Origin of the sequence: Shewanella acanthi, from assembly GCF_019457475.1 — a bacterium.
Taxonomy (GTDB): Bacteria; Pseudomonadota; Gammaproteobacteria; order Enterobacterales; family Shewanellaceae; genus Shewanella; species Shewanella acanthi.
The window spans coordinates 749,558-768,222 of the sequence record NZ_CP080413.1; the positions used below are offsets into that span (position 1 = coordinate 749,558).

The 18,665-nt window shown below is 47.4% G+C and carries 21 protein-coding genes; 11 read left to right on the top strand and 10 right to left on the bottom strand.

Features of this window, described 5'->3' with window-relative positions; translation table 11 throughout:
- Positions 1 to 178: 178 nt before the first annotated feature.
- On the bottom strand, positions 179 to 1,141 hold the full coding sequence (locus K0H61_RS03330; protein WP_220051351.1) for a ketopantoate reductase family protein: 963 nt from the start codon (positions 1,139 to 1,141) through the stop codon (positions 179 to 181).
- Positions 1,141 to 1,503 (bottom strand): VanZ family protein, encoded by a 363-nt coding sequence (locus K0H61_RS03335; RefSeq protein ID WP_220052437.1) that lies wholly within the window; start codon positions 1,501 to 1,503, stop codon positions 1,141 to 1,143. The genes K0H61_RS03330 and K0H61_RS03335 overlap by 1 nt, the downstream gene beginning before the upstream one ends.
- Before the next feature lie 161 nt (positions 1,504 to 1,664).
- Here K0H61_RS03335 and K0H61_RS03340 point away from each other — a divergent pair, with 161 nt between their 5' ends.
- A complete protein-coding gene (locus tag K0H61_RS03340; protein WP_220051352.1) occupies positions 1,665 to 2,150 on the top strand; it encodes a YajQ family cyclic di-GMP-binding protein in 486 nt (161 codons plus the stop codon).
- An 80-nt stretch (positions 2,151 to 2,230) separates the two neighbouring features.
- On the opposite strand, the gene K0H61_RS03345 is transcribed toward K0H61_RS03340, so the two are convergent.
- The 4 genes from K0H61_RS03345 to K0H61_RS03360 form a co-directional block, all read right to left on the bottom strand.
- Entirely contained in the window at positions 2,231 to 3,637 is a 1,407-nt protein-coding gene (locus K0H61_RS03345) for an AmpG family muropeptide MFS transporter (protein WP_220051353.1), read from the bottom strand.
- 170 nt (positions 3,638 to 3,807) lie between these two features.
- Positions 3,808 to 4,128, bottom strand: coding sequence for a hypothetical protein (locus K0H61_RS03350; RefSeq protein ID WP_220051354.1), 321 nt, complete (start codon positions 4,126 to 4,128; stop codon positions 3,808 to 3,810).
- A gap of 70 nt (positions 4,129 to 4,198) precedes the next feature.
- Entirely contained in the window at positions 4,199 to 4,786 is a 588-nt protein-coding gene (locus tag K0H61_RS03355; RefSeq protein WP_220051355.1) for a peptidylprolyl isomerase, read from the bottom strand.
- Between the two features lie 32 nt (positions 4,787 to 4,818).
- Positions 4,819 to 5,382 carry a YajG family lipoprotein gene (locus tag K0H61_RS03360; RefSeq protein ID WP_220051356.1) on the bottom strand — a complete coding sequence of 188 codons (564 nt, stop codon included), beginning with the start codon at positions 5,380 to 5,382 and terminating at the stop codon, positions 4,819 to 4,821.
- Between the two features lie 341 nt (positions 5,383 to 5,723).
- On the opposite strand from K0H61_RS03360, the gene K0H61_RS03365 reads away from it, so the two are divergent.
- The 7 genes from K0H61_RS03365 (at position 5,724) to K0H61_RS03395 (ending at position 12,311) form a co-directional block, all read left to right on the top strand.
- Positions 5,724 to 6,755 carry a DUF2804 domain-containing protein gene (locus K0H61_RS03365; RefSeq protein WP_220051357.1) on the top strand — a complete coding sequence of 344 codons (1,032 nt, stop codon included), beginning with the start codon at positions 5,724 to 5,726 and terminating at the stop codon, positions 6,753 to 6,755.
- Positions 6,756 to 6,806: 51 nt separating this feature from the next.
- A complete protein-coding gene (locus tag K0H61_RS03370; protein WP_220051358.1) occupies positions 6,807 to 7,679 on the top strand; it encodes a sterol desaturase family protein in 873 nt (290 codons plus the stop codon).
- Between the two features lie 149 nt (positions 7,680 to 7,828).
- Complete coding sequence (gene mpl, locus K0H61_RS03375; protein ID WP_220051359.1) at positions 7,829 to 9,226, top strand: UDP-N-acetylmuramate:L-alanyl-gamma-D-glutamyl-meso-diaminopimelate ligase; 1,398 nt, start codon at positions 7,829 to 7,831, stop codon at positions 9,224 to 9,226.
- A 1-nt stretch (position 9,227) separates the two neighbouring features.
- On the top strand, positions 9,228 to 9,887 hold the full coding sequence (locus K0H61_RS03380; protein ID WP_220051360.1) for a flavin prenyltransferase UbiX: 660 nt from the start codon (positions 9,228 to 9,230) through the stop codon (positions 9,885 to 9,887).
- Between the two features lie 7 nt (positions 9,888 to 9,894).
- Positions 9,895 to 10,425: a hypoxanthine phosphoribosyltransferase gene (hpt, locus tag K0H61_RS03385; protein ID WP_220051361.1), complete on the top strand. Its 531-nt coding sequence runs from the start codon at positions 9,895 to 9,897 to the stop codon at positions 10,423 to 10,425.
- Positions 10,426 to 10,605: 180 nt separating this feature from the next.
- A complete protein-coding gene (locus K0H61_RS03390) occupies positions 10,606 to 11,544 on the top strand; it encodes an ABC transporter ATP-binding protein (RefSeq protein ID WP_220051362.1) in 939 nt (312 codons plus the stop codon).
- Positions 11,541 to 12,311 (top strand): ABC transporter permease, encoded by a 771-nt coding sequence (locus K0H61_RS03395; protein WP_220051363.1) that lies wholly within the window; start codon positions 11,541 to 11,543, stop codon positions 12,309 to 12,311. Before K0H61_RS03390 ends, K0H61_RS03395 begins: the two co-directional genes overlap by 4 nt.
- A gap of 74 nt (positions 12,312 to 12,385) precedes the next feature.
- Here K0H61_RS03395 and asnC read toward each other — a convergent pair whose 3' ends face one another.
- Positions 12,386 to 12,847, bottom strand: coding sequence for a transcriptional regulator AsnC (asnC, locus tag K0H61_RS03400; protein ID WP_220051364.1), 462 nt, complete (start codon positions 12,845 to 12,847; stop codon positions 12,386 to 12,388).
- Between the two features lie 111 nt (positions 12,848 to 12,958).
- Positions 12,959 to 13,636, bottom strand: a complete 678-nt coding sequence (gene rluA / locus K0H61_RS03405) for a bifunctional tRNA pseudouridine(32) synthase/23S rRNA pseudouridine(746) synthase RluA (protein ID WP_220051365.1) — start codon at positions 13,634 to 13,636, stop codon at positions 12,959 to 12,961.
- A gap of 212 nt (positions 13,637 to 13,848) precedes the next feature.
- Here rluA and K0H61_RS03410 point away from each other — a divergent pair, with 212 nt between their 5' ends.
- The 3 genes from K0H61_RS03410 to K0H61_RS03420 all read left to right on the top strand — a co-directional run bounded on the left by K0H61_RS03410 (position 13,849) and on the right by K0H61_RS03420 (position 16,853).
- Entirely contained in the window at positions 13,849 to 15,765 is a 1,917-nt protein-coding gene (locus K0H61_RS03410; protein ID WP_220051366.1) for a peptidase U32 family protein, read from the top strand.
- A 186-nt stretch (positions 15,766 to 15,951) separates the two neighbouring features.
- Complete coding sequence (locus K0H61_RS03415; protein ID WP_220051367.1) at positions 15,952 to 16,326, top strand: PH domain-containing protein; 375 nt, start codon at positions 15,952 to 15,954, stop codon at positions 16,324 to 16,326.
- Between the two features lie 134 nt (positions 16,327 to 16,460).
- Positions 16,461 to 16,853, top strand: a complete 393-nt coding sequence (locus K0H61_RS03420) for a cupin domain-containing protein (protein WP_220051368.1) — start codon at positions 16,461 to 16,463, stop codon at positions 16,851 to 16,853.
- A gap of 14 nt (positions 16,854 to 16,867) precedes the next feature.
- Here K0H61_RS03420 and K0H61_RS03425 read toward each other — a convergent pair whose 3' ends face one another.
- Both K0H61_RS03425 and K0H61_RS03430 read right to left on the bottom strand, forming a co-directional pair.
- A complete protein-coding gene (locus K0H61_RS03425) occupies positions 16,868 to 18,076 on the bottom strand; it encodes a membrane dipeptidase (protein ID WP_220052439.1) in 1,209 nt (402 codons plus the stop codon).
- A 117-nt stretch (positions 18,077 to 18,193) separates the two neighbouring features.
- Positions 18,194 to 18,637, bottom strand: coding sequence for a SufE family protein (locus K0H61_RS03430; RefSeq protein ID WP_220051369.1), 444 nt, complete (start codon positions 18,635 to 18,637; stop codon positions 18,194 to 18,196).
- Between the last annotated feature and the right edge of the window lie 28 nt (positions 18,638 to 18,665).

Sequence of the window (18,665 nt, forward strand, 5' to 3'; positions counted from 1 at the left end):
TGTGGTGCGTTCAACTGCTTCGTTTTGGTAGGGTTTATAATGGGTTATGCAAGAACAGTGCAGAGCTTAAGAGAGGGTTTGATTTGCTATGGGTGGTGAATTTTAGAGGGGCTGAGTTGTGAAGCTCTTAAGCCCAGTAAACTGGCTATTTTATCGCTATCAGGCCTAGGTTGATTAGCTAATACTTAGCTTCGAGCTGCTTGATTTGCTGCCACACTTTTTCATTCGTGGGTGCACTCAAGTTGTGCACTCTTGCTCGCTCGCAAATATAGCCATTAATTTGGTCGATTTCAGTGCGGCGTTTATGCGCAACATCTTGGTGCATGGAAGAGAAGTTTTCTGCAGTCAGTTGAATAACCTGATATACTCGCTGTTGCAAATAGGATTTATCGAGCAAGATACCATCGTGCTCTGCAACCCAATGCAGTTCATCCAAAATATCAGTAATCATCGCGCTAAACTGTGCTTCCGCAAGCTTTCCATTTGTGCATTGATTGATGGCGGTTAAGGGATTAATTGCGGCATTGACCGCGAGTTTTTGCCAAAGACAGGGAATAATTGCCTCAACCCACTCACTATTGGGGATGGCAGCGATTAACGCCTTGCTTAGTCCAATTTCAAGCTCAGGTCCCGTAAAGTGACCGAGTTGAGTTAAGCCTTGGCCTGTTTGTGTTATCTGCCAAGTAGACTGGCGCAGTACACCCTGTGAAGTGGTGCCAAGGCTAAGGCCGCGGCCATCTAAGAGCGGCTCGAGGGCTAAGTGTGGGCCCATGCCATTGTGGAGCAGCAAAATATGGCAGTCTTTTGGGAGTGTTTCGAGAAAAGGCGTTACTGCCTCCATCACCTGATAGGCTTTTACGCAAACAATAAGGAGTCTGAGTTTAGCTAAGGAATCGCTATCCGTAGCGATTATCGGGACTCGGTATTGCTCCGCTAAAGTCGAAGGGCTGGCACTGCACGTTGTTGAAAAGCTTAACGTTTGCCAGAGATGAGTGCTTGGCTCTCTGGCGAGAAAGCCCACAGATATGCCTGAAGCCCAGAGTTGATGACAAATCAGTTGACCGACTGCACCTGCGCCAAGAATGGCGATGTCGGGGCTGCCTAAACCTAGCTGACTGTCATGTTCTCTATGGCTTTGCATTACTCTTCCTGCAGTTTGGCGGCAGTGAAATATTTACCGTAAGCCCAAAGACAAAAATAGAACAGAGCAATTCCGGCAAGATCTGCAACCACATCGGCCATGGAAGCACTACGGTAAGGTAAGCGGGATTGAACTAACTCAATTAAGATAGCGTAGCCAGTTAACACCGAAGCTAACCAGTACCATTTGGGTTTAAAGGCTAAGAAGGTGAGATAGGAAAGGCAAAAGAAGCTGCCAAGGTGGCCAATCTTATCGAGATTAGGAATATTCTGCGGATAGCTGGGTCTGGAAAATACCAGATAACTAATCGACACGAAGGCGATGGCTAGCGCAATTTTAAAGAGGTTTCTTCTTGTTATCACAACATCAGGGTTCTTATCGAGGATTGAGGCAATAATAGGTAAATGCGGCGCTAAAGTCATCCTTCTGCAGCGTTTTTCACCCTTTGGTTAAGTTAACCTTCAACTTGGGGGAGGGAGTGGGTAAACTATGGGCATTTACAATTACCTAAGGGGCGGCAACTATGCCTTCATTTGATATTGTGTCTGAAGTTGACGAGGTTGAGTTACGTAATGCGGTTGAAAACTCACGCCGTGAACTCAGTGGTCGCTTTGATTTCCGTGGTAAGGATGCCAGCATCGATTATAAAGATCATGTTGTCACTTTAACCGCCGAAGATGATTTTCAGTGCAAACAGTTAGTGGATATTTTACGCACTCAGTTAAGTAAACGTAATGTAGAACCATCGACCATGGATGTTGATGACAAGTCGGTTCACAGTGGCAAGACCTTCTCGCTAAAAGTGCGTTTCAAGCAAGGTATCGAAACCGATATCGCTAAAAAAATCGTCAAAATGATCAAAGACAGTAAACTGAAAGTGCAATCGCAAATTCAAGGCGATACTGTCCGTGTGACCGGTAAAGCCCGTGACGATCTGCAATCTGTTATGGCTCTGGTTCGTCAGTCTGATTTAGGTCAGCCATTCCAGTTTAATAACTTCCGCGACTAATTATTTAGGGCAGAATCCAAGCATTAAAAAGCCCCGATGTATGGCATCGGGGCTTTTGTTTTTATGGCATCGAAATCGAGTTAACTTACTTGGTTTTCATCTGTTAAAACGCTTTTTGCTGGTATGCCATGGGGCACGTATTTATTGACCAGATGGATAAGTAACAGCACAGGAAAGCCGATAATACTCGCGCCCACAAAGAAGTTTACATAGCCATAGGTATCGACGTAGGCTCCTGAAAAACCAGCAATAAACTTAGGGAATAGCAACATAATCGATGACAGCAGCGCGTATTGAGTGGCGCTGTAACCACTACTGGTAAGACTCGATAAATAGGCAATAAAGGCGGCGGTGGCGATGCCCGCACTAAAATTATCTATCGAGATGGCAATAGTTAAAAACGGCACGTTGTGACCTATCATTGCCTGATAGGCAAACAGCAAATTAGTCACAGCGACTAACAGCGCGCCTAGAAATAGGATCTTCATAGTGCCAAAGCGTGCCAGCAGAATGCCCCCAAATGCGGCGCCGACTAAGGTCATGATAAGACCATATATTTTACTTAAGTAGGCAATTTCTTCCTTGGTGAATCCCATGTCTACATAGAACACGTTCGCCATAATCCCCATCACGATATCCGAAATTCGATAGCATGAAATCAGCAGCAATATCAGCAATGCACTGCGACCATAGCGTTTAAAAAAGTCGATAAAGGGCAATACGCTGGCGGTATAAATCCATGAAAGACTTGCTGCAATGGGCTTAGGGTAGCGCTGGCTTAACTTTTGTTTTAATGCCAGTTCGGTGTCGTCAGCTTCCTTGGTATCTACAACGGGCTCTCGGCTAAATAGGGTGGTGAGCACCCCAACAAACATCAATGCCGCCATCACGGCATAGGAAATTTGCCACGCTTTGAGATTATATTCGTCATTACCAGGTTCTACCCAGGCGGCAATAGTGAGCGCGCCAGCGGTGGCGACAATCATGGCGCTTCGATAGCCTACTTGATAGGCAGCAGCTAATGCTGCCTGCATCTTCTCTGGGGCAGATTCTATTCGAAAGGCATCGATAACAATATCTTGGGTTGCCGAGGCGAAGGCGACCAGCATGGCGAAGATAGCCAAGCGATTAAGATCGGCTAGGGGATCGCTCATCGACATTCCCACGATGGCTGAGACCAGCACTAGCTGGGCAAACAGCATCCAGCTGCGACGTCTACCCATCAATCGGGTTAATATCGGTATTGAAAGCCTATCGACCAGTGGCGACCAAGCCCATTTAAAGGCATAGGCGAGGGCTATCCAACTGAAGTAACCGATAGAGGTTCTATCAACACCCGCTTCACGTAGCCAAAAGGAGAGGGTGGAAAATACCAGCATTAGCGGCAGACCCGCCGAAAAACCGAGTAAGAGTAAAATTAGCACCCGCTTATGGCGGTATACGCTTAAGGCGTCGAGAGTGCGTTGGGCAATTCCTGTTGCGGACATAGTCATCTGCCGAAAAATCGAATAGGCCTAGCTTACGGGTAAGGGGCCTGTGGGTTCAAGGATTAACGCTTATCCATTTGAAGGGCGGAGTTTTAATAGGCAGCAATTGATGAGTGGAATAAAAAGACCCAGCAAACTGGGTCTTTTTCAGGTTAAAAACCAATTGGGATTTAAGGTCTAATGCCAATACAACCTACGGGCATTTGACCGCCGATACTGAGAAAATCACAACAATCATGGATCTGTTTACGCAGATACTGATTACCTCGGATCATCCAGTCAGGCCACTTACTAAAGCTGTTGAGTAAGTGCCAAAAGACTTTTTCGGTTTCCGATTGCGCTTCGCTGTGTGGAATGAGTAACTGCCATTCCTCGAGCGTATCCCAAAGATAAAGCTGGACTTCATGGAATTCGAGCTCATTGCTCAAAAAGGCTTTTCCATACATAGCAAGTTGGGGCGCTTTATTATCGATGAACTCTTCGATTGTCATCGTTGCCTCCTTATTTATTGCCATTAGAGTATAGATTCCAATTTGGTACTTTTGCTCGATTTTTTTTGCCTTATTTTTTCGGTAATAACTTTGCAGTTTTCAATATGATAGGGGTAACTGGCACATCCGGCCAACCAAGTTTAGCATTGGTGGATGTTTCAACGACGGCCATGGCTTCGAGGACTTCTCTGCCTTGGATTACCTCACCAAATACGGCATAACCCCAGCGGCGACGTGAAGGATCAAGCTTAGTATTGTCTGCAACGTTAAAGTAGAACTGGCGGGTGGCAGAATGTGGCTCATTCTCTCGGGCCATCGCAATGGTGCCCATGCTGTTTGTCAAGCCATTGCCCGATTCGTTGAAGATAGGTTCTCCCTCCGGCAGCTCTTCCATTTTTGGGTTAAGGCCACCGCCTTGCACCACAAAGTCACTGATAATACGATGAAAAATCGTATTATTATATTCGCCTTTCACAACGTAGGTTAGGAAGTTATCTACGGTAATAGGGGCGCGGGTTCTATCGAGTTCAACCACGATTTTACCTAGGCTGGTATCAAATTCGACTTGGGGATACAGGGTATCTTTTTGAATGTCGATCGCCGCAAGGCTGTTAAAGCTGCTGCATAGAATAACCAGTGCGGATAGCCAACGAAACATAGTCATCTCCTTATTGAACTTGGACGTTGCAACTATTGTTGCAGAAACTGATTCAGCTCAGGGTCATTTAAAATCTCCCCAGTGAGTTGCCCAAGTAATTTATTCATATCCATTTCAAGACTCGCAAAATCAGGAGTTAACGGCCCCTTAAGGGTGCCCTTTGCACGGTACTGTTTGTTGAGTTCTTGGCTTGAATTACGTGCCTGAACAGAAATGACAACGCTATGCTTAGCTTCATAGCCGAAGGTCTTTTTAGTGACATCCATTTGTAATTCCTGCAGCTGGATCTGGACTGAGCTGCTGGCACCCGGATCGATTTGATAGCCGACTTGGGAGAATCCATTACGGAAGACTTCATCGAGCAGCATTTGTGGCGGTTCACTCGGGCCAACAAGGCGAGTTTTTGTGCCTTCTTCCATAAAACGTGCGACATATTCGTTGCTACGGGCATCGACAGTGTCTAAAGAAATAGGTGTTGCATTGTAGCTATGCTGGGTGATGTTCGGTACTTGTGGGCTAAATGCCATGTGAGTGGGGTTGTTGGCACAGCCCACGAAAAATAGGGGAAAAGCCAGTGTGAGTAAAAAGCGTTTCATGGGGTATCTCGTACTGATAAAAGTGGCTACAGCATACCAGAAATCATTTGGGATGCCACAGAGCTAGAGGTCCGAGGGCTTTGATGATTTTTGTTTATTATTCAGTACTTGAAACTGTTTAATCGGGAGGATTTTGATTGTAAATAGATTAAGGGTCGCCGGATAAATTGTTGCTGACTAAATCGCCACAATTTGAGCTTGCACCCTTTTAATGCAATGGGGGAAGGGGTAGATTAAAAATGCGCAGCTTTTATGCAAGCACTTTTAATCAAACACTGTTAATCGAGAAAATCAGTCAAATAAGAGAGCAGGTATGCTCCTAATGTGCTAAGGCGAAGACCATGTCCACTTTTATTACGCAAGTCGCCCCTGATAGCCTTATTAATTCAAAAGGATACCCTCATTTTGGCCATTTCGATGGCATCGTCAGTACGCTTGGACTCAGTGAATTTGCCTACTTCGATACTATGGATAGACCCGCATCGACTTGGGCTAAGCATTTTGATTATAAGCAGTTTCAGTTTGTGTCTATTGTGACAGGCCGATACGTTGTCGGGGTGGCGCTGGCCGATATCGCCTATTTAGGCAGTGCCTTTTGTTACACCTATGAAATCAAAACGAATCGACTGATTGAGCAAACTTGGCTTAAACCCTTAAAGTTTGGCTATAGCATGACCCCATCTCCCTGTAATGGGCTGGCGGTAATTGGCCGAGAGGGGGGGAGTATTCGCTTTGAGATTGTCGATGGGCTGTGGCGATTAATACTTGATACCAAAAGGCTTAAGGCGGATGTGACTTTGCACCCTGCTGCGTTAAGTTTACCTTTAGCCATGTGCAGCCCAACGGGTTACAACGGCTGGACCTATACCCAAAAACACAATGGCCTTACGGTTAAAGGGCAACTCACTATTGATCATGAGCCACAGCCGCTTAATCAGGCCTTTGCTGGGTACGATTTTTCAGCAGGTTATATGCGCCGTGATACCAGTTGGCGCTGGGCGTCCATCAATGGGCAAATCGATGAAGGTGTTATTGGCTTGAATCTCGCTGCAGGGGTTAATGAAACCGGCGTCACTGAAAACGTGTTTTGGATTAATGGCGAGCGGTATTTATTGGGGCCAGTGCAATTTGATTTCGATCGTTATGGGCTGCCTGGAAACGTAATCTGGCGTATTTATAGTCACGATGGCCGAATTGATCTGGAATTCAGTGCGCGGAACTGTCGCAGTGAAAAGCGTAATTTACTGTTCTTTAAAAGTAATTTTCGCCAGTACCTAGGCTATTTCAATGGTTCTGTTAGCGATCCTCAAGGCCGCAGATATCAGCTCAATAATGTCCTTGGGTTAACGGAGGACCATTATGCCCGCTGGTAATCTCTTATCTCATCGCAAACAAGCTTATTCAGGGGAGCTTTGGATACCTAAATGCAACTTTCCGACCTAATTGCTCACCCCGAAGTCTTGCTCTTGGTACTCGCCCCGCTGTTTTTACTCTGTATTTTGTTTGAATGGTATCTTGGGGACAGAAGGCAAAAATTACCCTTAAGTGCGAGGTACCAAAAACCAGAGCTGCTTTGCAATATGGCGCTGGCGGCCATGCATCAAGGGGCGGATATCTTGACGGGTTTACTGGTGGCAAAGCTCTATCTGGCTGTGTTTGGCTGGCGACTGTTTGACATCGAAATGGGCGCACTGGGTTTTATCGCCCTGATGATTGCCCAGGATTTTTGTTATTACTGGTTTCACCGTGCGAGCCATCGTATTCGTTGGATGTGGGCGGCACACGTGGTGCACCACAGCTCCGAGAATATGAATTTTAGCACCGCATTTAGGCAGAGCTTAATGTATCCCATCGCGGGTATGTGGCTGTTTTGGCTCCCCTTAGTCATCCTAGGTTTTGATCCAAACTGGGTGGTTTTTGTGGTGCTGCTGAACCTTGGGTTGCAGTTTTTCGTTCATACCCAGGCGGTCAAAAGTTTGGGGTTACTCGAGTTAATTTTTAATACCCCGTCGCACCATAGAGTGCACCATGGCCGTAATCCCCAATACATAGATAAAAACTATGCAGGCGTGCTGATTATTTGGGACAAGCTGTTTGGCACCTTTGAGCCGGAAGTTGAAACTGTGGTTTATGGCGTAACTAAGCCCGTGAACAGTTTTAATCCCATCAAAGTAACCTTTACTGAATGGCTGGATATGTTTAGGGAAGTTTCCCTGAAAGGTTTAAGCCTTCGACATCGTTTAGGGATTTTATTTTCGCCGCCGAGCAGGGCATCGCCCCCTAAAAAACAGGATTAACGCATGTGTCTTCGGCTTTCTTTCGGTGCTAGTCCTTGTATCACCAGTGAGAACCGTGGTCGGATTGGCGTTTTTAAGGATGTCTTACCTGCCAATCCCGCGCGCGATAGATTAGAATAGCCGTGAATTCCAACATTAGAGCGAGCGATATGCACGTACATATTTTAGGTATTTGTGGAACCTTCATGGGTGGTTTGGCGTTACTCGCAAGAGCCAAGGGCCACAGAGTCACTGGCTCAGATACAAATGTGTATCCACCGATGAGCACGCAACTTGAAGAGCAAGGCATTGAGCTTATTCAAGGTTTTGACCCAAGCCAGTTAGGCGAATCTGGCAATCATCCCGATTTAGTGGTGATTGGTAATGCCATGAGCCGTGGCAATCCCTGTGTTGAGGCGGTGCTGAATTTAGGCATTCCTTACACCTCTGGTCCACAATTTTTAGCCGACCATATTTTACCAGAGCGTTGGGTATTAGCCGTCTCTGGCACCCATGGAAAAACCTCCACTTCAAGCATGCTCGCTTGGATTTTAGAAGACTGCGGTTATCAGCCAGGCTTTTTAATTGGTGGCGTACCGCAAAACTTTGGTGTGACTGCCCGCCTCGGTGAGTCGGCATTTTTCGTTGTTGAAGCCGATGAATACGACAGCGCCTTCTTCGATAAGCGCTCTAAATTTGTTCATTATCATCCGCGTACATTGGTTATCAATAACCTCGAATTTGATCATGCGGATATCTTTGCCGACTTAGCCGCGATTCAAAAACAGTTCAATCATCTGGTTCGCACTGTGCCTAGTCAGGGCAAGATCATTTGGCCTGCCGATTCACTCGCTGTGAAGCAAACCATTGATCTAGGATGTTGGAGCGAGCAAGAAACTTTCCACACTACTGAAGTGGCAAAAGGCTGGTATGCCAAGTCACTTAGCGATGATTGCCATGAATTTGAAATCCATTTCGACGGCGAATTGCAGGGCGTACTCGACTGGAATTTGATTGGTCAACATAACGTTGAAAACGCCATTATGGCGATTGCCGCTGCGCGCCATGTAGGTGTTGTGCCGAGCGCTGCCATTGCCGCGCTGAGTCGTTTTGTGCCGCCTAAGCGTCGCCTCGAGTTATTAGGAAGCGTGAATGGGGTGCAAGTGTTTGATGATTTTGCACATCACCCAACGGCAATTGCGACGACCCTCAAGGGAATGCGCGCTAAGGTAGGGCAGAGCAAAATTACCGTGGTATTAGAGCCGCGTTCAAATACCATGAAGAGTGGTGTGCATAAGGACACTTTAGCTCATTCTATGATGCAGGCCGATGAAGCCTTTTTATATCAAGCCGATACCATCGACTGGAATATGAAAGAAGCTATGGAAGCTGCGGTGATTCCTGTCACTGTACTCACACAAATCGACGATGTGGTGGCTAAGGTGGCCGCAAACGCTAAAGCGGGCGACACTATTGTGGTGATGAGTAACGGCGGCTTTGGTGGCTTACACCAAAAATTATTGGCAGCACTTGCAGTAAGCCCTCAATTTGCAGAGCAGGCGAGCTAACATGGGATATCCCAAGTCTTCAAAAGCGATTAGCCTAGCTTGGACTGGCGCCTCAGGTGCGCCCTACGGGCTTAAATTATTGGAATGCCTATTAGCGTCGGGCTATCAGGTATTTTTAATGATTTCGAGCGCCGCCCGTGTGGTGCTTGCCACTGAGCATGGTCTGCAGCTAAGCGCCAATGGCGATAAAGCGAAAGCACAGCTGCTGGCATTGTTAGCGGAAAAACAGGTCAGTGTCGCGGGCGAATTAGTTGTGCTGGGCAAGGATGAATGGTTTTCGCCGCCAGCTTCGGGCAGCGCGGCACCTAAACAAATGGTGATTTGCCCTTGCTCCACGGGTACCTTAGCGGCGGTTGCCACGGGGATGAGTAATAATTTGCTCGAACGAGCGGCGGATGTGGTGCTAAAGGAGCGCGGGCAACTTATCTTAGTTCCTCGAGAAACGCCCTTTAACGCTATACACTTAGAGCATATGCTGAATCTTTCCCGCCTCGGGGCGACCATTATGCCTGCAGCGCCTGGCTTTTATCACAATCCCAAATCGATTGAAGATCTGGTAGACTTCATGGTCGCTCGAATTCTTGATCATTTGGGCGTTGAACATGCATTAACGAGTCGCTGGGGTTATGACAAACAAACCGCCCACGACATCGACAATTGAGACAGATATGAAACACACCACCGAAGTGATGATCTCTGCACAAGAGATCAGTCAAAAATTGGATCAAATGGCAGAGCAAATCAATGCCCACTACGCCAACAGCGAGCGTTTGCTGATGGTGGGATTGCTCAAGGGATCCGTCGTATTTATGGCTGACCTGTGTCGCCGTATTAAAGGCCACGTTGAAATCGATTTTATGTCGGTTTCTAGCTATGGCAACGCAATGACCAGTTCACGGGATGTGAAAGTGCTGAAGGATCTACAGTCGGATATCGCAGGTCGCGATGTGTTGATTGTGGAAGATTTAATTGATTCAGGTAACACTCTGAACAAAGTGCGTGAAATGTTGATGCTACGCGAGCCTAAGAGTCTTGCTTTGTGTACATTGCTTGATAAGCCAGAGCGGCGCGAAGTGGACGTAAAGGTCGACTTTATCGGCTTTACCATCCCCGACGAGTTTATTGTCGGTTATGGAATCGACTACGCTGAGCAATATCGCAATTTGCCTTATATTGCCAAAGTGGTACCGCTGGAATAAGGCATCTAACTTCGTTTATTAAACTCCCGCCACGGCGGGAGTTTTGTTATCTGTACTTTTGTTGGTGTGTGGCATGCCAAGCAGTTGGAGAGCGTTTAAAATTTATCCCATTGCACCAATTGGTTTTGCGTTTTTCGGCACCATTTTATTACTTTGTCATTTCAATCATTAGGGACCACTATGGCCAACAAAGCCCACGCCCTCGTACTCGAGGGGCTTAAGAAGACCTATAAAGGCGGCGTAGAAGCGGTGAAGGGGATCAGTCTTACCGTAGAACAAGGCGACTTTTTTGCCCTTCTCGGCCCCAACGGTGCGGGCAAATCGACCACCATCGGCATTATTAGTTCGTTAGTGCAAAAGACTGAAGGCACAGTGAAGGTCTTTGGATTAGACATTGACCAGCAACTCGAAGAAGCAAAATTGTGTATCGGTTTAGTGCCTCAGGAATTTAACTTCAACCAGTTTGAAACCGTGCTGCAAATTGTAGTGAACCAAGCGGGTTACTACGGTGTACCCAAGCATATTGCACTTGAGCGCGCAGAAAAATACTTAAGCCAATTGGATTTATGGGAAAAGCGCAACAGCCAATCCCGCACGCTTTCTGGTGGGATGAAGCGTCGTTTGATGATCGCCCGCGCCTTGATGCACGAACCTAAGCTGCTGATTTTAGACGAGCCAACCGCCGGCGTGGACATTGAGCTGCGCCGTTCGATGTGGGAGTTTTTAAAGCAAATTAATCAGCAAGGCGTGACTATCATTCTCACGACGCACTACCTTGAAGAAGCCGAAATGCTGTGCCGCAATATCGGCATTATCGACAAGGGCGTGCTGGTGGAATGCACCACCATGAAATCCTTGCTCAGCAAGCTGAACATGGAAACCTTTATTCTCGATCTTCGCCATGACATTCATAAGGTGCCGATGCTCAGAGGCATGAATTGCCGTTTGAGCGATCCACATACCTTAGAGGTTGATGTGGCGAAGGAGCATAACCTCAACGACATGTTTAGTCAGTTAACCCTCGCTAACGTGGAAGTGCTGTCGATGCGCAATAAATCAAATCGTTTAGAAGAACTCTTTGTCGAGTTAGTGAAAAAATCACAGGGAGCCAAGGCATGAAGCAGCTCTATTTTATTGCCTTTAAGAGCATTTTAACGAAAGAAGTGAATCGTTTTACCCGCATTTGGATCCAAACCTTAGTGCCACCAGCGATCACTATGACACTGTATTTCTTAATTTTTGGTAATTTGGTGGGTAGCCGCATCGGTGAAATGGGTGGTGTGACCTACATGGAGTTTATTGCGCCGGGTCTTATCATGATGTCAGTGATTACGAACTCCTACTCAAACGTCGCCAGCTCCTTTTATAGCGCCAAGTTTCAGCGCAACCTCGAAGAGTTGATGGTGGCACCTGTGCCGCACTATGTGATGATCGCAGGCTATGTCGGCGGCGGCGTTGCCCGTGGTTTGTGTGTTGGCCTAATTGTTACCCTTGTGGCCATGTTCTTCGTCGATATCAGTCTGCATCATGCGGGGCTGGTTATTATGACGGTGTTTTTAACCTCGGTACTCTTCTCGCTAGGCGGGTTAATCAACGCGGTATTTGCCAAGAGTTTCGATGATATTAGTATCATCCCGACCTTTGTGTTGACACCCTTAACCTACCTTGGCGGTGTGTTCTATTCGTTGTCTTTATTGCCATCTTTCTGGCAAGGGGTTTCTGCACTTAACCCTGTGGTGTACATGATAAACGTGTTCCGCTACGGCTTTTTAGGTTTCGCCGATATCAGTATTCCGCTGTCTATCGCCATTATGGTGGGCTTTTGCATAGCACTTTGGGGCGTCGCTTATTACCTAATTTCACGCGGTATTGGTTTGCGTTCATAGTTTGAAATGATTTATTGAGTGATAAAAAAGGGAGCCTAGGGCTCCCTTTTACATTTAAAGAGTATCGCCTAAGTCTAGGGTTTGACCGCTCTTACAATGGGGTTTTGTAAACTAATTAAGGTTTCGGTCGATTGGATTTCGTCGATGGATTGGATGCGGTTAATCAGGACATGCTGCAGGCCATCGATGGACTGACACATAACTTTGACAAAGATGCTGTAATTGCCCGTGGTGTAGTAGGCTTCGACCACTTCTTCTAAGGCGTTGAGTTTGGCAATAGCCGCTGGGTAGTCGCCGGCGCTCTTTAGATTAATGCCAATAAAACAGCAGACATCGTAGCCGAGGGCCTTGGGATTAATGGTGATTTGTGCGCCTGTGATGATACCCGCTTGTTTCATCTTTTCGACCCGCACATGGATAGTGCCCGCACTGACGCCAAAGCGTTTTGCCAGTTCGGCAAAGGGGGTGCGCGCATCCTGCATTAGGGCTTCGAGGATCTGGTTATCTAGCTGATCGCGCTGAAATGCAGTTTCCATAAATAAACTCTCAGTAACATAATGAATTGTCACAAAGTTACGTGTTTTTATGGAGAATGGCTACTTTTTTTGCCTTAATTTCAGTTGAATTCCGCTATCGCGTGACGGCGATTATTGTTCGCCTTCGGCTTGGCAGAAAGGCGCATCGGCGCTAAAGGTCATGCTCTCACCTGTGTACGGATGCTTGATAGTAAGCTCCGCCGCATGCAGCAGTAATCGTGGCGCAAGAGACTTCGCCAATGGGTCGGCATAGAAGCCGTCACCTAAAATCGGGTGGCCGAGCGCCATCATGTGCACCCGCAACTGGTGCGAACGACCCGTGATGGGTTTTAGTTTGACTAAGGTTGACCGTTTGGCACGGCTTAACACTTCAAAGTGAGTCAGCGATGGCTTGCCAATCCCGTGGTCAACCTTTTGCTTGGGGCGATTCGGCCAATCACAAATCAGTGGGTAATCGACGCTGCCCGTATTGGCTTTGATATGGCCAGCCACCCGTGCGAGGTAGGTTTTGCTGGTTTCACGGTCGTGGAACTGGCGTTTTAACTCACGTTCGGCGCTACGAATAAGGGCAACGACCATGACGCCAGAGGTGGCCATATCGAGGCGATGCACGATTTGGCAATGGGGATGATCGGCTTTGACGCGGGCATAAACACTGTCGTAATGGGCAGGATCGCGACCAGGCACAGACAATAATCCCGAGGGCTTATTGACCACAATGATATCTTTATCCTGATAAAGAATATCGAGCCAGGGCGTTGTCGGTGGTTGGTAGATAAAATCAGTCATAATCGCGCTCATAGTTTAATGCGGGGCAAAGATACTCCCCAAGGGCGGTGGGTGCAAGTCTGGCGGCGGTATATCTCGCCTTGACGCAAGTTATCAGCCCTTTGGCTAGGGTTTAACTCGCTTTCTTATTTATGATTTGCTGATAGAGCTATATTCGAGTTTTTGTTATACTCCTCACCTTTTCGTTATTGTTCGTTTGAGCCCAAAGAAGTATGAGCCAGCCTGAAATTTACACCCCTGAGAAACTTTCTCACGTTAATAACCGCTTAGAGTTGTTAGCGCCCGCTAAAAATGCTGACTATGGTATCGAAGCCATTCGTCACGGCGCCGATGCGGTTTACATCGGAGGTCCTGCATTCGGGGCTCGGGCAACGGCGGGTAACAGCGTGGAAGATATTGCCCGTCTGTGTACTTTCGCTCACAAGTATCATGCTCAAGTGTTTGTTGCCATTAACACAATTTTGATGGATGACGAACTCGAAACCGCTGAAAAGCTGATTTGGGATGTATACAACGCCGGCGCCGATGCGCTTATCGTGCAGGACATGGGGGTGTTACAACTCAATCTGCCACCCATTGCGCTTCACGCCAGTACTCAAATGGACAACCGTAATCCAGAGAAGGTTGCCTTCTTAGAGCAGGTAGGTTTTTCTCAGGTGGTGCTTGCCCGCGAGCTTGGCCTAAGCCAAATCCGCGAGGTTGCTGCCCATACCAATATGCAAATTGAGTTCTTTATCCACGGTGCCCTCTGTGTGGCCTACAGTGGATTATGTAACTTAAGTCATTCTTTCAGTAACCGCAGTGCAAACCGCGGTGAATGCTCGCAAATGTGCCGTCTGCCGGGCAATCTTAAGACCCGTCAAGGCGATGTATTAGCCCAGAACGAACACTTATTGTCCTTAAAAGACAATAACCAAACCGACAACCTCGAAGCCTTGATCGATGCTGGTGTGCGCTCCTTTAAAATTGAAGGACGTCTTAAGGATTTAAGTTACGTTAAAAACGTGACCGCCCACTATCGTCAAAAGCTCGATGCCATTATGGCGCGCCGCCCTGAATTTGTGGCTTCATCCCATGGACGCACTGAGCATACCTTCGTTCCGGATCCGGAAAAAACCTTTAACCGTGGCAGCACCGATTACTTCGTTAATGAGCGTAGCCAAGGGATTAAAGACTTCCGCTCGCCAAAATACATCGGCCAAGACGTAGGTAAAGTAGTTGCCATCGGTAAGGACTTTATTCAGGTCAGTTCGACCCACGAATTTAATAACGGTGACGGTTTAGCCTACTTCCCGCCAAATTATGCGATGGCAAAACAGTCCGACGATAAACTGCAAGGCTTACGAGTTAACCGCGCCGAAGGCCATAAGCTGCATGTATTGCAGGTGCCAAAGGATTTACGGGTTGGTATGACCTTGTATCGCAACCACAACCAAGCATTCGAAGCGCTGCTGTCGAAGGAATCAGCTAAACGCATTATCGGCGTCGATATGCGTTTAACCGACACCGCTGCGGGTGTGGCGTTAACTATGACGGATGTGTACGGCCTAAGTGCGACCGTTGAGCTTGAGGTCGAAAAGACTCCCGCGACCGATAGTGAAAAAAGCTTGCAAACCATTCGTACCCAATTATCGAAACTGGGCAGCACTGACTTTACCGCGCGCAAAATCAGTATCGAAACCGCCCAGCCTTGGTTCCTGCCAGCATCTGTGCTTAACGGCCTTCGCCGTGACGCAGTGGCGGCCTTAGAGTTTGCCCGTGTTGAAGGTTATCAACGTCCTAAACCTTGGAAATATAACCAAGACGCGGTTTATCCATTCAAGCATTTAAGTTACTTAGGTAACGTAGCGAACGAGAAGGCCAAAGAGTTTTACCAGCGCCACGGTGTGATTGAAATTCAGGATACCTACGAGAAAAACGGCGTAACTGAAGACGTGCCGTTAATGATCACTAAGCACTGCCTGAGATTTAACTTCAATCTGTGTCCTAAGGAAGTGCCGGGCATTAAGGCCGATCCTATGGTGCTTGAAATCGGTAACGATGTACTTAAGCTGGTCTTCGACTGTCCAAAATGCGAGATGATGGTCGTGGGTGAAAACCGTCAGGTTCGCGGCCAGAAAATCGATTAAGTTATTTGTTTTTTCGATTATGGGGAGCAGGGCTTAGGCTTTGCTCCCCTTTTTTATTGGCCAGTTTGCTCAAGCATACTTATTACTTAAAGGACTTGCTGCCTAAAGGACTTGTTGCGTAAAGACGGGCGAGCCGCTATTTTAGGGCGAATTTTCGCAAAGGGATTTACCTGAGGTTTATAAAAAATGGGATTATTAGACGGTTTACTGGGTAATGCTTCAGAGGTGGATTTACAGGAGCTTGCCGAAGAGCTGCGCCCGATTATGGGCGTGCAGGAAGAATTGAAACTTGCCTATAAAGTGATTCGCGATTTATTTGTCTTTACCAATAAGCGCCTCATTCTTATCGATAAACAGGGCTTAACAGGTAAGAAGGTGAGTTACCATTCAGTGCCATTTAAATCCATCACCCATTTTGAGGTGGAAACCACGGGGCATTTTGATATGGATACCGAACTCAAGATTTGGATCTCGGGTCAAAGTGAGCCGCTTGTTAAAGAACTTAAGCGCGGCACCGATGTGGTCGGAATTCAAAAAACGATCGCGACTTTTGCGCTTTAGCCTTTTATGTTGAATGGGCTATTGCAGAAAGGCCGCCGTTGCAGGCAATAGCGGCCAGTATATGTCAGCGTCACAAAGGCGTGATCTAGCAAAGCATCAACTCAGCATCAGCTAAGGATGATTAGGGAGCCATTATGGTTAGCAATTTTTTTAGCGAGCTGCCAAGTGATTTATCCGAAGAAGTGTTTGAGAAAATCGCTGGCAATGGTTCGGTTAAAATTGAGCGGATTATCTCAAATGGCCAATCTACGCCAGCGGGGCAATGGTACGATCAAACTCAATATGAATGGGTGATGCTGCTCAAGGGTGAGGCGACGCTGGAATTCGACTTAACTCAGTATGCGCATGCCGAAGAAGCTTCTAGCAAAAATGCGACTTGCGAAGCTGCTATTACTGGGAGTGACCTGCAGAAATTCGTGCAGCTAAAACCCGGCGATCACTTAACCATTGACCCCAATCAGAGGCATAGGGTTGCTTCGACCTCGACTGAGGGCGAAACCCTGTGGCTGGCAGTGTTTTACGATTAAGTTTTTGTCTGGCATTAAATCAAGACTTGGTTTAATACTCGCTGCCAATTGCCGCCCATAAATCTGTCCCTATCCGTTGCCTTAAAACGTGCCTTAGCGAGGGCATCGTCGATGCGACTCATACGCTCGATATGATTAAGCTCCGGGATAACTACATGCCTAGGTTCAGCATCGAATCCCAGTACTTTTTTGGCCCTTAAGCTATACCACCACTCCTGATATTCCTTCACCCCTTGGGCATTGTCGTTATTGAGGGCAAGCAGGTTTTCCTGACCTCGCAGGGGAAAATCATTGGCAATGGCAACGCAATCCACCCCGCCAACTTTGGCGACGTATTCGAGCTGGCGAATATAATCATCAATGGTCGGCACGGCTTTATTGGTCAGCCAAAAACTCATCATAAACACCCCAAATACACCGCCGCTATTGGCGATAGCGCGGATCACTTCATCGGGGCTGCAGCGGGCATGGTTGACTATACCGCGCGCCGCGCCATGGCTTTGCACTATCGGAGCGCGACTGATTTTGGCGACATCGAGCGCCGTTTGTGGACTTGAGTGGCTGACATCCACCAAAATATTGCGATTGTTAAGCTTATGAATAAGCGCGCGGCCATGGTCGGTGAGCGGCAAATTAAGCCCGCCTTGGGGGTTATTATCCAGCGCCCCGCCTGCGAAGGTGTTGCCGTAGTGGTGGGTAAGTTGCAGTGCCCTTAAGCCTTGGTCGTAAAATTCATCGACTCTCGCCCATTGATTAGCATCGCTATCCTCTTCAACACAGTCTGCGCCCTGAATTTGAAAGAATACCGCAGTGCGCTGGCTTTCTTGGGCAAGTTTAATGTCGCGCCCAGAGCGTCCTTGTAACAGTATGTCGGAATTATCGCTGACACGTTTGGCGGCCTGCTTAATGCTTTCCATACAGGCTTTATAGGTGCGTTTATAGTTGAGGGTGCCATCGGCTTGGGTAAGGGTTTCTATGGCCGAAATATCACATAAATAGGCATCGAGGCCCGATGCCAGCACATCATTGATATCCTCGGGCAGAAAGGACAGGCCATCGATATATAACCTGTGACTCCGAGTGCTGTTTGGTGAGGTCGCAGCTGAAGCATGGGCGCTAAATAAACTGGCAGTGCCTAATGTGCTAACTGCACTTAGCCCGCCAAAGGCGCCTAGCCCTTTAAGGAGTGTTCGACGATGTTGATTAACTGCCTTCATGGGCAGGGGACCTTCTACTGACTAACTTAAATGTAGTTTCTTTATACTACCTTATGCCGTAGAAGTCTTTGATTAAATCCCCATTTATCGACTGAGTTGGGCTTTACTTAGGTAGAACTAAGCCTAAGCTTTGGCCTTATCTATCATGGCGTTAGCCAAGGCATTTAGGCCATTGGTACGCGATGGGCTAAGTTGTCCCTCAAGCCCCAGTTCGGCAAAGTAGTGATTAGGATCGAAGGCTTGGATTTCGCTACTTGTCTTACCATGGCAGGCACTAAGCAGTAAGCCGATGAGTCCTTTAACGATGCGAGCATCGCTATCGGCGAGGAAATAATGAAGGTCATCTTGCTGATAATGATAAAGCCAAGCATCGCTCTCACAGCCCAAAACCCGCGCCGATGGAGTGCGAAACTCCTCAGCTAAACTGGGCAAGGCTTTGCCTAATAACATGATTTGACGATATCTTTCCTGCCAATTACCCGCCAGTTTAAAGCGCGTGAGTAAGGCTTGGTTGTCTTCAACCTGATAGTGAAAATGGGTGCTATTGGGTTGAGATAACTGCGTCATAGTGGATCCTATTTTTTGCGAAAAATTT

Excerpts from the sequence above, each read along its gene's own strand:
- K0H61_RS03350 (WP_220051354.1), bottom strand. The coding sequence starts at position 4,128 with ATGACAATCGAAGAGTTCATCGATAATAAAGCGCCCCAACTTGCTATG.
- K0H61_RS03415 (WP_220051367.1), top strand. The coding sequence starts at position 15,952 with ATGGGATTATTAGACGGTTTACTGGGTAATGCTTCAGAGGTGGATTTA.
- K0H61_RS03365 (WP_220051357.1), top strand. The coding sequence starts at position 5,724 with ATGTCCACTTTTATTACGCAAGTCGCCCCTGATAGCCTTATTAATTCA.
- K0H61_RS03430 (WP_220051369.1), bottom strand. The coding sequence starts at position 18,637 with ATGACGCAGTTATCTCAACCCAATAGCACCCATTTTCACTATCAGGTT.
- K0H61_RS03355 (WP_220051355.1), bottom strand. The coding sequence starts at position 4,786 with ATGTTTCGTTGGCTATCCGCACTGGTTATTCTATGCAGCAGCTTTAAC.
- asnC (WP_220051364.1), bottom strand. The coding sequence starts at position 12,847 with ATGGAAACTGCATTTCAGCGCGATCAGCTAGATAACCAGATCCTCGAA.
- mpl (WP_220051359.1), top strand. The coding sequence starts at position 7,829 with ATGCACGTACATATTTTAGGTATTTGTGGAACCTTCATGGGTGGTTTG.
- K0H61_RS03330 (WP_220051351.1), bottom strand. The coding sequence starts at position 1,141 with ATGCAAAGCCATAGAGAACATGACAGTCAGCTAGGTTTAGGCAGCCCC.
- rluA (WP_220051365.1), bottom strand. The coding sequence starts at position 13,636 with ATGACTGATTTTATCTACCAACCACCGACAACGCCCTGGCTCGATATT.
- K0H61_RS03370 (WP_220051358.1), top strand. The coding sequence starts at position 6,807 with ATGCAACTTTCCGACCTAATTGCTCACCCCGAAGTCTTGCTCTTGGTA.
- K0H61_RS03340 (WP_220051352.1), top strand. The coding sequence starts at position 1,665 with ATGCCTTCATTTGATATTGTGTCTGAAGTTGACGAGGTTGAGTTACGT.
- K0H61_RS03380 (WP_220051360.1), top strand. The coding sequence starts at position 9,228 with ATGGGATATCCCAAGTCTTCAAAAGCGATTAGCCTAGCTTGGACTGGC.
- K0H61_RS03345 (WP_220051353.1), bottom strand. The coding sequence starts at position 3,637 with ATGTCCGCAACAGGAATTGCCCAACGCACTCTCGACGCCTTAAGCGTA.
- K0H61_RS03390 (WP_220051362.1), top strand. The coding sequence starts at position 10,606 with ATGGCCAACAAAGCCCACGCCCTCGTACTCGAGGGGCTTAAGAAGACC.
- K0H61_RS03360 (WP_220051356.1), bottom strand. The coding sequence starts at position 5,382 with ATGAAACGCTTTTTACTCACACTGGCTTTTCCCCTATTTTTCGTGGGC.
- K0H61_RS03420 (WP_220051368.1), top strand. The coding sequence starts at position 16,461 with ATGGTTAGCAATTTTTTTAGCGAGCTGCCAAGTGATTTATCCGAAGAA.
- K0H61_RS03410 (WP_220051366.1), top strand. The coding sequence starts at position 13,849 with ATGAGCCAGCCTGAAATTTACACCCCTGAGAAACTTTCTCACGTTAAT.
- K0H61_RS03395 (WP_220051363.1), top strand. The coding sequence starts at position 11,541 with ATGAAGCAGCTCTATTTTATTGCCTTTAAGAGCATTTTAACGAAAGAA.
- hpt (WP_220051361.1), top strand. The coding sequence starts at position 9,895 with ATGAAACACACCACCGAAGTGATGATCTCTGCACAAGAGATCAGTCAA.